The organism is Methylobacterium sp. Leaf117 (assembly GCF_001422985.1).
Taxonomy (GTDB): domain Bacteria; phylum Pseudomonadota; class Alphaproteobacteria; order Rhizobiales; family Beijerinckiaceae; genus Methylobacterium.
The window spans coordinates 950,710-963,506 of sequence record NZ_LMNL01000034.1; the positions used below are offsets into that span (position 1 = coordinate 950,710).

At 68.5% G+C, this 12,797-nt stretch carries 11 protein-coding genes and 1 pseudogene; 6 read left to right on the forward strand and 6 right to left on the reverse strand.

Translation table 11 applies throughout. From position 1 onward, the window contains the following. Positions 1–203: 203 nt before the first annotated feature. The 6 genes from ASF57_RS18960 (at position 204) to mscL (ending at position 7,674) form a co-directional block, all read left to right on the forward strand. A complete protein-coding gene (locus ASF57_RS18960; RefSeq protein ID WP_056485897.1) occupies positions 204–1,874 on the forward strand; it encodes a methyl-accepting chemotaxis protein in 1,671 nt (556 codons plus the stop codon). Positions 1,875–2,365: 491 nt separating this feature from the next. Next, positions 2,366–4,015 (forward strand): methyl-accepting chemotaxis protein, encoded by a 1,650-nt coding sequence (locus ASF57_RS18965; protein ID WP_244477025.1) that lies wholly within the window; start codon positions 2,366–2,368, stop codon positions 4,013–4,015. Positions 4,016–4,169: 154 nt separating this feature from the next. Then, the gene (locus ASF57_RS18970) at positions 4,170–5,384 is read left to right on the forward strand and encodes an MFS transporter (RefSeq protein WP_056485903.1); all 1,215 of its coding nucleotides are present in this window, start codon (positions 4,170–4,172) and stop codon (positions 5,382–5,384) included. Between the two features lie 179 nt (positions 5,385–5,563). Next, positions 5,564–6,274, forward strand: a complete 711-nt coding sequence (locus ASF57_RS18975; protein WP_056187959.1) for a phosphatidylserine decarboxylase — start codon at positions 5,564–5,566, stop codon at positions 6,272–6,274. Between the two features lie 8 nt (positions 6,275–6,282). Next, positions 6,283–7,155 carry a phosphatidylcholine/phosphatidylserine synthase gene (locus ASF57_RS18980; protein ID WP_056485905.1) on the forward strand — a complete coding sequence of 291 codons (873 nt, stop codon included), beginning with the start codon at positions 6,283–6,285 and terminating at the stop codon, positions 7,153–7,155. A 90-nt stretch (positions 7,156–7,245) separates the two neighbouring features. Continuing rightward, entirely contained in the window at positions 7,246–7,674 is a 429-nt protein-coding gene (gene mscL / locus ASF57_RS18985) for a large conductance mechanosensitive channel protein MscL (protein ID WP_056187966.1), read from the forward strand. A gap of 163 nt (positions 7,675–7,837) precedes the next feature. Here mscL and ASF57_RS18990 read toward each other — a convergent pair. The 6 genes and pseudogenes from ASF57_RS18990 to ASF57_RS19015 all read right to left on the reverse strand — a co-directional run. After that, positions 7,838–8,068, reverse strand: a pseudogene (locus ASF57_RS18990) (hypothetical protein); the annotation flags it as partial. A 331-nt stretch (positions 8,069–8,399) separates the two neighbouring features. Further along, positions 8,400–8,810 (reverse strand): DUF1236 domain-containing protein, encoded by a 411-nt coding sequence (locus ASF57_RS18995; RefSeq protein ID WP_056187970.1) that lies wholly within the window; start codon positions 8,808–8,810, stop codon positions 8,400–8,402. Positions 8,811–8,965: 155 nt separating this feature from the next. Then, positions 8,966–9,706: a NepR family anti-sigma factor gene (locus tag ASF57_RS19000; RefSeq protein ID WP_056187973.1), complete on the reverse strand. Its 741-nt coding sequence runs from the start codon at positions 9,704–9,706 to the stop codon at positions 8,966–8,968. Between the two features lie 150 nt (positions 9,707–9,856). Beyond that, positions 9,857–10,684, reverse strand: a complete 828-nt coding sequence (locus ASF57_RS19005) for a class II glutamine amidotransferase (protein ID WP_056187975.1) — start codon at positions 10,682–10,684, stop codon at positions 9,857–9,859. Positions 10,685–10,986: 302 nt separating this feature from the next. After that, positions 10,987–11,316, reverse strand: a 330-nt coding sequence (locus ASF57_RS25965; protein ID WP_156376241.1) for an autotransporter outer membrane beta-barrel domain-containing protein, incomplete at its 5' end; no start/stop codon positions are given. Positions 11,317–11,541: 225 nt separating this feature from the next. Beyond that, positions 11,542–12,797 (reverse strand): autotransporter outer membrane beta-barrel domain-containing protein (locus ASF57_RS19015; protein ID WP_244477009.1); only part of this gene is annotated, 1,256 nt, incomplete at its 5' end.

Consider the following 12,797-nt stretch of genomic DNA (forward strand, 5'->3'; position numbering starts at 1 on the left):
GCCCGCTCCGCGCCCGCATCGGCCAGTCTTCGATGGATTGGAGAAAGGGGAGGGCTATCGGCACGACCCGGCGGGAAGAATTGGAAAAGCCGGCTCTATTCATCAAATGTTTAGTTCGGCGCCATAGGGAATAGTGGTCTTCGCCGACCTGTCCCTCCTGTGCGCCGCAGGCCGGATAGCATTTCCAACGCGCCCCTCCGTCGATGCGACTGTCTCTCAAGTCAACACTGATCACGATCCTGTCAGTCATGATGCTGGGTCTTGGTGCGCAGGGGTGGTTTGCTGTTGCAAACATTCGTACTGTTAATTCTGGAGTAGTGGATATTGCGGCTAACTGGCTTCCGAGCGTGCGCGCCTTAGGTGAATTCAAGTACAGTTTGACGCGGCTGCGCCTGCTCGACGCCCGGTATATGCATGGGAAGGAAGCGCCGGCCGAGCTGTTGCAGGTCGAGGCCACGCGCAGGCAGGCCGTCGCCACCGCGATGCGCACCTACGAGACTCTCATCAGCAGCCCCGAGGAAAAGGCGCTGTGGACCGACATCGTCGGTACCTTCGCACGGTATGAGGACCTTCGTCGCGGCTTTCCCGCTCTCCTGCGGAGCGGTGACATCCCGAGTGCCGAGAGCCTGTTCGCGCGCTCGCGGACCGTCTTCGACCAACTCATCACGACGGTCGATCGCGATGCGGATTTGAACAATCAGGGCGCCCTGACTGCGCAGGCAACCGCAGAGCGGACCTATGCGACCGCGATCTGGATGACGCTGGTGGTCTGCGGCGGCTCCGTCCTGCTCGGCCTCGGCGGCATCCTCTTCGTACTCCTGGGCGTCACCCGTCCGATCACCCGCATCACCGGCGCCATGCGGACCATCGCCGTGGGCCGGCTCACCATCGAAATCCCCCATGCGACGAACCGCAACGAGATCGGTGAGATGGCGGCGTGCCTCGCGATCTTCCGCGACGGTCTCGTCGAGGCGGAGCACATGCGGGGTGAGCAGGCGAACCTCGAGGCCGCCAACGCGGCACGACGCAAGGCGACGATGCACGAGCTGGCGGACGGTTTCGAGCAGGCGGTCAGCGGCATCGTCGGCATGGTGACGTCGGCGGCCACCGAGCTGCAGGCGACGGCGGGCATGATGTCGGGGACCGCCGGTGAGACCGCGCAGCAATCGGGCGGCGTCGCGGCGGCGGCGGAAGCGGCGGCCTCGAACGTCAACACCGTAGCGGCGGCGGCCGAGCAACTCGGCTCATCCGTGCAGGAGATCGGACGCCAGGTCGACGGCTCCGCCACCTTGGCGCAGATCGCGGTCGGCGAGGCGGACCAGACGGCTGCGCTGATCGGCGATCTCAGCATGGCCGCGACCAAGATCGGCGACGTGGTGGCGATGATCTCGACCATTGCCGGGCAGACCAACCTGCTGGCGCTCAACGCCACGATCGAGGCGGCCCGGGCCGGCGAGGCGGGCCGCGGTTTCGCCGTGGTGGCGGCCGAGGTGAAGGAGCTCGCCAACCAGACCGCCCGGGCCACCGAAGAGATCGGCGATCAGATCACGCGCATCCAGGCCTCGACCGGCCAGGCCGTATCGGCCATCGGCGACATCCGGACCCGGATTCAGGAGATCAGCGGCGTGGCCAATTCCATCGCGGCGGCCGTCGAGGAGCAGGGGGCGGCCACCCAGGAGATCGTCCGCAACGTGGCCCAGGCAGCCGTGGGCACCGGTCAGGTGACGGACAAGATCTCGACCGTGGCCCGCGCCGCGGAGGAGACCGGCGCTGCCTCGTCCCAGGTCCTGGCCTCGGCTTCGGAGCTGTCGCGACAGTCCGAGCGGCTCAGCGGTGAGGTCGCTCGCTTCCTCGCCACCACCCGGGCGGCCTGAGCGCTGCACGCCGGCTCGTCTCTCCGACCCCGTTTCGCCGGTTGATCGGCCGGACGCGACGAATCCGAACGAACCTGTGAAGGTGCGTCTCGGACGGGGCACGCAGGCCATCTCGACGGAACTTCCAGGCCGGCTCCCTTCGCGAGCCGGCCTGTTCCGTTCTGGGGCCTGCCCGCGAGAGGTCCATTGTGCCTGGGTGTTGATCCGTTCGAATCGCTCCCGCGCTGCCCTCATCCTGCCGACCGTCCCGCAGGATCGCTCCCCCCGGAAACCGCAGGCCGCGAACCGACGGACTGGGGACGCGGATCACCACGACCCAGGGGGCGTAATAAAACCGCGATCTTTGTCGTGGCTCTCGTCCGGATTATCGATTTTTTAATTGATAAAGTTTCACTTTAGATGGTCTTTAAGGACCTGCTATGTTCTGGAAAACGCAGACATGACAGAATATTAGAAGGTGATAAAAGATCATGGCTATCAAGCTGAAGTGGATGTTGATCTCGATCATCGGTTCCGTCATCGCCGCCTTGGTCATTCAGGGAGGGATTGCCATCACAAGCCTGGAGAGAATCCGGGCAAGTTCGATGAAACTTTCTGGGGAATTGATGCCGAGCGTTCGAAGCTTGGGCGAAATCAAATTCGCCGTCACGAATCTACGGATTGTCGATGCTCGGTATGTCATGGGGCGCGAATCGGCGCCGTCGCTCGAAAAGCTCAATGCGGAACGCGAGAAGGCCGTCGAAACGGCTCTGAAGACGTATCAGCCCTTCATCGCCAGCCCTGAGGAGCGGGCGATCGCCGACGACATCGCCAAGCGCTACGCCGAGTATGACGAGCGGCGCGCCGCGTTTCTCGCCTCGTTCCGGGCCGGTGACCAGAACGCCATGGTCGACGCGTTCGAGATGACGCGGCCGGCTTACCAGGAGCTGATGAAGGTCATCGACGACGATGTCACCCACAACGACCGCGGGGCCGTCGAGGCGGACGCCGCCTCGAAGATCAACTACCACAACGCCTATTGGCTCACGGTCGCGGTGGGCGGTATCTCGCTCCTGATGGGCGTCTGCGGTGCGGTGTTCGTCCTTTACGGCGTGACACGTCCGATCGCCCGGATCACCGGCGCGATGGCGGCGGTCGCGGGCGGCGATCTGGCGAGGGAGATACCCTACTCGTCCAGCCGCAACGAGATCGGCGCGATGGCCGCGGCCCTGGCGGTCTTCCGCGACAACCTGCTGGAGACGGAGACCCTGCGGCAGCAACAGGAGGCGCGCGAGTTGGCCGTGAAGGAGGAGCGCCGGCTCGGGATGCAGCGGATGGCCGATCATTTCGAGAGCGCCGTGAGCGGCATCATCACCCAGGTGACGTCGGCGGCGACCGAACTGGAGGCAACGGCCCAGAGCATGTCCGGCACCGCGACCGAGACCGCCAGCCAATCCACCACGGTGGCCGCCGCCGCCGAGGAGGCTGCCTCGAACGTCAGCACCGTGGCGGCGGCGGCCGAGGAACTCGGTTCGTCCGTGCAGGAGATCGGGCGTCAGGTCGTCGGCTCCGCCAACCTCGCGCAGGCGGCGGTCGGCGAGGCGGAGCGGACGGCCACCTTGGTGCAGGATCTCAGCACGGCCGCAACCAGGATCGGCGACGTGGTGGCGATGATTTCGACGATCGCCGGCCAGACCAACCTGCTGGCGCTCAACGCCACCATCGAGGCAGCCCGCGCCGGCGAGGCGGGCCGGGGCTTTGCCGTGGTGGCGGCGGAGGTGAAGGAACTCGCCAACCAGACCGCCCGGGCCACCGAGGAAATCGGAACCCAGATCGGGCAGATCCAGGACTCGACCGGACAGGCGGTCACGGCCATCGGCGGCATCACCGACCGGATCCGCGAGATCAGCGGAGTGTCGACCACCATCGCGGCGGCGGTGGAGGAGCAGGGGGCGGCCACCCAGGAGATCGTCCGCAACGTCTCGCAGGCGGCGGTCGGCACCGAACTGGTGACGTCCAATATCGCGAGCGTGGCGGGGGCCGCCGAGGAGACCGGCGCCGCGGCCGCCCAGGTGCTGTCCTCCGCCAGCGAACTCTCGCGCCAGTCCGAGCATCTCGGCGCCGAGGTCGCCCGCTTCCTCGCCACGGTCCGGGCGGCCTAGGACGCCGCATCCGGGCGGCGGTTTCCCGATCGCCGCACCGGCCTATATAGCCGGGGCGGCTGCGGAGGATTGAGGAGCCTGCCTTCTGCCGGCGGGACCCTCTGCGCCGAGAACGTGGTGTCCGGGTCTCCGGGCCGACCCCGCAGGAGCGTGCATGGACGAGGCGAGCGAGCGGTTGATCGAGGCAGGAACGCCCGCCTTCCGTCGCACCGCCGTCGCCCTGGGCGCCGCCGGGTTTTCCACCTTCGCAGTGCTCTACGGGGTGCAGCCGCTGCTCCCGGTCTTCGCCGATGATTTTTCCGTCTCGCCGGCCGAGAGCAGCCTCGCCCTGTCGCTGCCCTGCGCCATGCTGGCGATCGCGCTCCTGGTGGTCAGTCCGCTCTCGGAGGTGTGGGGGCGCAAGCCCATCATGGTGGCGTCGCTGTTCGCCTCGGCCCTTCTCACGATCGTGGCCGTCCTGGTGCCGAGCTGGCACGGCTTCCTGGCTCTGCGCGCCCTTACGGGGCTCGCGGCGTCCGGCCTGCCCGCGGTGGCGATGGCCTATCTCGGCGAGGAAATGCACGGGCGCGCCATCGGCCTGTCGATGGGCCTGCTCATCGGCGGCAATGCGGCGGGCGGCATGGTCGGGCGGCTGCTGGCCGGCATCATCGCCGACCATGCCTCCTGGCGCTGGGGCCTTGGCACCATCGGGCTGCTGGCGCTCCTGGCCGCCATCGCCTTCGTCTACCTGCTGCCGGATTCGCGCCGCTTCCGGGCCAACCGGATGCGCTGGCGCGACGTGCCCGGCACCTTCACCCACCACTTCCGCGATCCCGGCCTGCCCTGGCTCTTCGCCGAAGCCTTCCTGCTGATGGGCGGCTTTGTGTGCATCTACAACTACATCGGCTTCCGGCTGCTGGAGCCGCCGTTCTCCCTGAGCCAGAGCGCCATCGGGGCGATCTTCGTGGTCTACCTGTTCGGAACCGTCTCCTCGGCCCTCACCGGCGAAATCGCCAGCCGGCTCGGGCGGCGCAAGGTGCTGTGGCTCGCCATCCTGCTCGGGCTCGTCGGCGTCGGGCTGACCCTGTCGAGCCATCTCGCCCTGATCATCGTCGGCATCGTCCTGGTCACGGTGGCGTTCTTCGGGGCGCATTCGGTGGCGAGCAGTTGGGTCGGCCGGCGAGCCCTGCGCGACCGGGCCCAGGCCTCGTCGATCTATCTGTGCCTGTACTATCTCGGCTCCTCGGTGCTTGGCACGGCCGGCGGCTGGTTCTTCGACCATTCCGGCTGGGTCGGCGTGGTGGCGTTCTTCGCGACCCTCTACGGGCTCGCCCTCGTCATCGCCCTGCGGCTGACGCGCCTGGCGCCCCTGGTGCAGGCCGAGGGCTGACGGGTTCGCCATTTCGGTCCGCAGGCGCCTCGCGCGTCCCGGATCGAAGACCGCGTCGGGACGCCTCGCGCGTCCCTGATCGGAAAGCGTATGACGGATCAGCCCGCGTGCCTTATGAGAAGGCCCCGGCCGGGGCGGCTTCGGCCCGCCCATCAGACGAGAGCGCTCCGAAAACACCCATGACCGACCTCCTCGAGACGATTCGCCGGACGCTCGTGCCAATTCACAAAGAGGGCTATCCCTTCATCGTCATCGGCATCGTGCTGACGGTGATCGGAGCCTACTTCGCGCAGTTCCTCGGCTGGATCTTCCTGATCCTGACCCTGTGGGTATGCTACTTCTTTCGCGATCCCGAGCGGATCACCCCGGTGGGCGACGGCCTCGTGGTCTCCCCCGCCGACGGCCGGGTGAATCTGATCTCGACGGTGCTGCCTCCGCCGGAACTCGACCTGCCGCAGGAGCCGATGCTGCGCATCTCGGTGTTCATGAACGTGTTCGACTGTCACGTGAACCGGGTGCCGGTCACCGGCCGCATCGGCCAGATCCACTACACCCCGGGCCTGTTTCTCAACGCCGAGCTCGACAAGGCCAGCGACGACAACGAGCGCAACGGCCTCGTGATGGAAACGACGCACAAGGGCGAGCCGCTCCGCATCGGCGTGGTGCAGATCGCCGGTCTGGTTGCCCGCCGCATCGTCGGCTGGGTCCACGCCAATGACAGCCTGAACGTCGGCGAGCGCTTCGGCCTCATCCGCTTCGGCTCGCGCGTCGACGTTTATCTGCCGGTCGGCACCCGTGTGCTCGTCGGGCTCGGCCAGAAGGCGGTGGCCGGCGAGACCGTGCTGGCCGATCTCGCCGGCGGCCCCGAGCGCGTCTTCCGCCGCATCTGAGGCATCCCATGGACGATCTGTTTCCGCCCTTCGCGCCCGACGCCAACGAGCCCCGCCCGCGCCGCTTCAAGCCGGTGCCGTTTCGGATGATCGCGCCCAACATGATCACCCTGATGGCGCTCTGCCTCGGGTTGACCGCGATCCGGCTCGCCTTCGAGGGCAAGTTCGAGCCGGCCGTGATCTCGATCGTGGCCGCCGCTTTCCTGGACGGCATCGACGGGCGCGTGGCGCGGATGCTGAAGGGCACCTCGCGCTTCGGGGCGGAACTCGATTCCCTGGCGGACTTCGTCAATTTCGGCTGTGCACCGGCGCTGATCCTCTACGGCTTCGCTCTCAAGGACCTGCGTTCGGTCGGCTGGATCGTGGCCCTGATCTTCGCCATCGCGATGGCGCTGCGGCTGGCCCGCTTCAACGCGATGCTGGACGATCCGAACCGCCCGGCCTGGAAGAAGGACTTCTTCGTCGGCATGCCGGCGCCCGCCGGGGCGCTCACCGCGATGCTGCCGCTCTACCTGAACTTCCTGGGGCTGCCGATGGAGCATTGGGCGGCGCCCGTGGTGCTGGGCTACATGCTGTGCATCGCCCTGCTGGTGGTCTCCACCGTGCCGACCTTTTCCGGCAAGACCATGGGCAAGCGCGTCCCCCGCGACTGGGTGCTGCCGATCTTCCTCGTGGTGGTGGCCGGGTTCGGCCTGTTCATCAGCTTCCCGTTCGAGGCGATGGTGGCGCTGGCGCTGGGCTACCTCGTCACCCTGCCGATCGGCGCGGCGCAGTATCGCCGCCGGGCCAGGGCGGAAGCACATGGCTCAGCCTCAGGGGAGACTGCCGACGATGCCGTCGAAATGCTGAAACCCGCGCGCGATCCGGCCGTGGACATCTGACCGGCGGCGCTGTCGCGCAGCGGTTGTCTTCGACTAAGCTGCACGCGGCCTGACGTCGTCCTGCAGGTCAAATCCAGCGGAGACCGGTTGATGCTCGAGGAATTCAAGAAGTTCGCACTGCGCGGCAACGTCGTCGACCTCGCCGTCGGCGTGATCATCGGCGCTGCCTTCGGGGCGATCGTCACGTCGGCGGTGCAGGACGTGTTCATGCCGATGATCGGCGCGATTACCGGCGGCCTCGACTTCTCGAACTACTATCTCCCGCTGTCGTCGAGCGTGCAGAAAGGCGCGGCCTATGCCGATGCCAAGAAGCAGGGCGCGGTGATCGGCTACGGGCAGTTCATCACCGTGGCACTCAATTTCATGATCGTGGCCTTCGTGCTGTTCCTGGTCATCCGGGCGATGAACCGCCTGGTCAGCAAGGAAGAGGCCAAGCCCGAGACGGTGGCCGAAGTGCCGGCGGACGTGAAGCTGCTCGCCGAAATTCGCGATATCCTGGCGACGAAACCCGCAGTCTGAACCGCGTCGGCTTCTACCGGGCCTCGCCGAAGCCGGGCTTGCGACCGGAGCGATCCTGTCCCGGAAGGGAATCTTCGCCGGCCACGAGGTCGCCTCCTGGCAAGAGGTTTCCTGCTGGAAAGAGGTTTCCTCCTGGCAAAACGTCTCCCGCCGGCAAGAGGTCTGCCCCAAGGAGATCTTCGAGAGCCTGCTCGACGGCACCCGTACCCTCCTCATGGGTCTTCAGGCGGACCTCGAGGCGTTTGATCTGCGGCTCGAAGGCTTCCGGAACCATCGGATCGCCGAGATACTGGGGCACGACTTCGTCGGTGGTGAAGACTGACCGCAGCTGCTGGCCGAGGTGATCCCGCACCGGCTCCGGCAGGGCAGGATCAGGGGGGAGGTCACCGGCCATGGGAAAACTCCTTCGCATCGATCGGGAATCGGACGGTCGCGCAGGGATGCGTGCACACGGGTACGTGAAGGTCGGACTGTCCAAGCAACGGCTGAAGCCCGCGGGCGTTGCATCGCTGCACCCGTTCCCGTTGCTTTATGTTAGGTTCGGCGCGGGGGGATTCCGGAATGAGGCGTACCTCTCGCCATCGCCCGGTCACAAATTTCGATGCGACGACGAACCACGACGCGACCATGAAAAAAGGCTCCCGGCGAAACCCTCGCCGAAAGCCTTCTGACTTAGGCCACCGTGACGGTCGTCGCGGGGCCGAGCGTGTCCTGGTCGGCGAGGATTAGTCGATGACCTCGACGATGCGGTGGCTGCGATCCACCAGAACCGGACGCTCGTTGACGATGGTGTAGCGGGCGCCGCGGGCGTTGTACTCGGCGGGCACGTCGTAATAGCTCACGCCGGAGCTCGGCAGCACGGCGCCGACGCGGACATCGCCATTGTAGTCATAGGACGAGCGACGCTCGCGGGTGACGTACTGGCGGAAGCGGGGGCGATCATCGACGCCGAGGATGCCGCCGACCGTGCCGGTCGCCGCGCCGACGGCGCCACCCACGATGGCACCGATCGGACCGGCCGCATCGGCGCCGTCCTGTGCGCCGCGCTCGGCGCCGCGGACGAGGCCCTGAGCCTGGGCGGCCATCGGCAGGGTGAGTGCGATGGCGGAGGCGGCGAGAAGGGTCTTGAAGTTCATGATGGCGCTCCTGAACGAGTGTCCCGCGACGCTGTGAAGCGCTGCCGGGTTCAGGGCAGTAACGTCCAACTCCCGGAAGGGATGCGTCAAAAGTTGCAGCGGGTCCGTCGATCCTTAAGGCCGGGTTTCGTCTTCAGGACCGCCTCGGGCCGACCTTATGCATCCTTCGGCATCGCCGACTGGATCAGCCGGTCGGAGCTGAGGTCTTCCTCGTCATAGCCGAGAAGTTCGGCCAGTCGCCCGCGGGCACGGCTGACCCGGCTCTTCACGGTGCCGACCTTACAACCCATGATCGCGGCCGCCTCCTCGTAGGAGACGCCTTCGGCGCCGACGAGAACCAGGGCTTCGCGCTGGTCCGGCGGCAGCTTGCCGAGGGCGGTCTGGAGGTCCTCGACGTCAAGACGATCGCCCTGGTGGGGGGCGGTGGCGAGGCGGGCGGCGTAGGAGCCGTCCTGGTCCTCGACCTCGCGCACGCGCTTGCGGTGGTCCGAATAGAAGATGTTGCGCAGGATCGTGAACAGCCAGGCGTTCAGGTTGGTGCCCGGCTGGAACCGGGCCCGGTGTTGCCAGCCCTTCAGCAGGGTGTCCTGCACGAGGTCGTCGGAGCGGGCCGGGTTGCTGGTCAGCGACAGGGCGAAGGCACGCAGGGACGGCACGGCCGCCAGCAGGCCGTTGCGAAACTCGGGTTCGATCGCCTCGCCGCGCGCCTTGAGGGCAGCTTCGAGCTGCTCGATGAGTTCGGCAAAGCGGCTCGGCTGCTCGTCCGCGGGCAAGCGGTCGTAGACCGTGCGCAGGTGCTCGCCGAGGTGAGTCCGAATATTCGAGGACAGGTTCGGCCTGTCGTCTGCGGAGGCCGACAGAACGTCGGAGGCAGTGTCGGTCACGTCGCGTGTCATGGCTCGTCGTAATCTGGCGCGGTCAGGTGTGGTGTCGGCCCGAGGTGTCCGAGAAGCACCCGCGCGGTCCACTGATTTCGCGCGTTGTAGCGCATCCGGGCGGTTGACGCATCCCGCCGGACAACCGTGGCCGTCGCAGGGGGGGCCGCATCAACAGCCACAGGGGGAGGGGACGCGCTCGGGGCGGGACATGCGCCGGGCCACGGCCGGCTTCAGAATGCGTACGGCGCCGTCGCGCAGGGAGAGAACGTGACCGCGCTCGACGTCGGTCCAGCACTCGTCGCGGGTCAGCGCCTTGGTGGCGATCACCGTGACGACGTCCTGGGCCCCGGTTTCCTGCGCGAAATCTACCCGCCAGTCCTCGTCCACCAGGGTCGCGGTGCCGAAGGGGGCGCAGCGCGTGAGATAGCACAGGCGCTTGCCGCAATGGGCGTAGAGGGTGCGGCTGTCCGACAGCAGCATGTTGAACACGCCGAGGCCGTGCAGCTCCGCGCACAGGTCCGCCACCGCCCGGTCGATGCGGGCGGGGCTCGGCAGGTCGGGCCAGCGGGCCTGCAACTGGTCAAGCATCCAGCAGAAGGCGTGCTCGCTGTCGGTGGAGCCGACCGGCTTGAACCAGGTCAGCGGCCACTTCTTCACGCCCTTGAGCTGGCCGTTATGCGCGAAGGTCCAGCGCCGGCCCCACAATTCCCGGCTGAACGGATGGGTGTTCTCCAGGTTGACCCGGCCGCGATTGGCCTTGCGCACATGCGCGATGACGATGCGGCTCTTGATCGGCGTCCGTCGCAGGAGCCGGGCGAGTTCCGATTGCGCGCTCGGCTCCGGCTCGTGGAAGGCCCGCGCGCCGCGGCCTTCGTAGAAGCTGATGCCCCAGCCGTCCGCGTGAGGACCCGTCTCGCCGCCGCGCCGGGCCAGGGCGGCGAAGGAAAAGCGGATGTCCGTGGGCACGTTCGCGCTCATGCCGAGCAGTTCGCACATGGAGGTTCGGGGACTTCGCGTGAGAAGGACAGGAGGCGTTGCGCGGCGGCATTCTTGTCGGGGAGCCCGCCAAGTACACCACTCTGAAGCACACCACTCTAGAGGATTTTCCCGCTCGCGGGAGCCGGCACCCCGGTGGAAACGCCGTGTCCTTCGAACGCGCCCTGCTCGCGGCGCGTTCCGGCCGGTTGTGCGGCCGCCCCCGGGCTCGCCGGCGAAGGGCGAGCTCGGAATCCGAACGCCGGCGAACCCATCGGGTCCGGCGGCGCGCGTCCTGTTTCTCAGACCCGGTGGGTCGCCTGTCAGAACCGGTAGGTGAAGTTGCCCTTGACGGCGTGGTCCTGGGTGCGTTCGCCGACCTGGCCGGTATAGGCCACGCCCAGGGTGGTGGCGCGGCCCACCCGCACGTCGAGGCCGGCCTGCGCCACCAGGGCGTCGCGGCTGATCGGCGTGCCCGCCGTCAGGAAGCCCGGACCGGCGCCGAAGCTGAGGAGCGCCTTCGGCACCACCTCGCCGTAGGCCCGGCGGTAGCCCACCAGCCCGTGCAGGGACACCGGCGCCCCGGCGCCCAGATCCAGGCTGGTCTGGCCGCGCACGCCCACCGTCGAGGTCGCCACCTCGGTGGTCTGGGCNCACCAGCCCGTGCAGGGACACCGGCGCCCCGGCGCCCAGATCCAGGCTGGTCTGGCCGCGCACGCCCACCGTCGAGGTCGCCACCTCGGTGGTCTGGGCCGCGCCGCTCAGGGCCGCGAGCCCGCCCGTCTCGGCGAAGCGGTCGCGCCCGATCGACACGTAGGCCCCGCCCACGAAGGGCTCGAGGTAGGTCGGCTGGAGCGCGGGCGCCGGGGCCGGGGCCATCACGAACCGGTAGCCGATCTCGCCGAAGCCCTGCACGGTGGAGCCGCCGTAGCGGGCCGTGTCGCTGTCGGAGAAGCCCGCGAAGGTGACGCTCCGGCGCAGGTGGCTCGCCTGATCGGCATAGACCGCGCCGAGACGCAGGGCGAAGGGCCCGCGCTCGAAGCCGCCATAGATGCCGCCGAAGCCGCTCTGGATCGTGCCGGAGGACAGGCGCCCGGCGCTGTCGAGGCTGGTGACGGTGTAGCCGCCGGTGAACCCGAGGCGGAAGCCGGTCTCGAGGCGGACATCGGCGCCGAGCACGAAGCCGGATAGACGCCGCCGAAGCCGCTCTGGATCGTGCCGGAGGACAGGCGCCCGGCGCTGTCGAGGCTGGTGACGGTGTAGCCGCCGGTGAACCCGAGGCGGAAGCCGGTCTCGAGGCGGACATCGGCGCCGAGCACGAAGCCGGAGGTCTGGCGGGCGAGGGCGGCGGCGTTGCCGTCGCCGCGGGCCTGGCCGAAGCTGCCGAAGCCCTGGCCCCAGAGCCCGAACACSCGCGGGTCGAGCACCCGCATGGGCACCGGCACCACGGGCGCGGCCCGGCCCGGCAGGTCGGCGCTATAGGTCGCCGGCAGGGCGCCGTAATCCTCRGCCTCGTCCGCGCCCGGGGCCGGCCCCCGGCGCAGGCGGTCGAGGATGGCCTCGCGCACGAAGAAGGCGGTCTCGAACTGGGCGGCGGTGGCGCTGGCGTGGATGTCGCCGGTGAGCGCCYCGAAGGCGGCCCGGGCCTCGGGCGTGCTCAGGCCGACGGTGCGGCCGTAGAGGGCGCTGCCGGCCCCCGCCGCCTGGATGGCGTCGGCGACGCCGCCCTGGTTGCGGGTCTGGGCGATGGTGGAGAAGGCCACGTCGTTGCGGGTCAGGGTCAGGTCGACCGCGTTCGCGCCGTAGCCGAGGGTCGGCGTCAGGAAGGCGAAGTTGGCGCTGACCCCGGCGAACCGGCCCTGCACGCCGYYGGCGGCGGTCAGGACGGTGTAGCGGGTGCGCGGAGCGTAGGCGCCATCGGCCGCCAGCACCTGCACGGTGCCGCCCGCCAGCGTCGCGGTGCCGGCCACGGYGAGGCGGTCGGCCCGRCCGTCGGCGTCGGCCTCGACCCGGAGGGTCGTGCCGGCCGCGAAGGCGGCGTTGCCGGCGACGGTCAGGGTGCCGATGGAATTGCCCGGCGCCACCACGGCGCCGGCCTGAACCGCGAGGCCGCCGATCGTGCCGGTGCCGCCGA

What these genes read in the sequence shown, in the direction of transcription:
- ASF57_RS19005 (WP_056187975.1), bottom strand. Translation starts at nt 10,684, where the DNA reads ATGTGCGAACTGCTCGGCATGAGCGCGAACGTGCCCACGGACATCCGC.
- ASF57_RS18965 (WP_244477025.1), top strand. Translation starts at nt 2,366, where the DNA reads ATGTTGATCTCGATCATCGGTTCCGTCATCGCCGCCTTGGTCATTCAG.
- ASF57_RS18975 (WP_056187959.1), top strand. Translation starts at nt 5,564, where the DNA reads ATGACCGACCTCCTCGAGACGATTCGCCGGACGCTCGTGCCAATTCAC.
- ASF57_RS18980 (WP_056485905.1), top strand. Translation starts at nt 6,283, where the DNA reads ATGGACGATCTGTTTCCGCCCTTCGCGCCCGACGCCAACGAGCCCCGC.
- mscL (WP_056187966.1), top strand. Translation starts at nt 7,246, where the DNA reads ATGCTCGAGGAATTCAAGAAGTTCGCACTGCGCGGCAACGTCGTCGAC.
- ASF57_RS19000 (WP_056187973.1), bottom strand. Translation starts at nt 9,706, where the DNA reads ATGACACGCGACGTGACCGACACTGCCTCCGACGTTCTGTCGGCCTCC.
- ASF57_RS18995 (WP_056187970.1), bottom strand. Translation starts at nt 8,810, where the DNA reads ATGAACTTCAAGACCCTTCTCGCCGCCTCCGCCATCGCACTCACCCTG.
- ASF57_RS18960 (WP_056485897.1), top strand. Translation starts at nt 204, where the DNA reads ATGCGACTGTCTCTCAAGTCAACACTGATCACGATCCTGTCAGTCATG.
- ASF57_RS18970 (WP_056485903.1), top strand. Translation starts at nt 4,170, where the DNA reads ATGGACGAGGCGAGCGAGCGGTTGATCGAGGCAGGAACGCCCGCCTTC.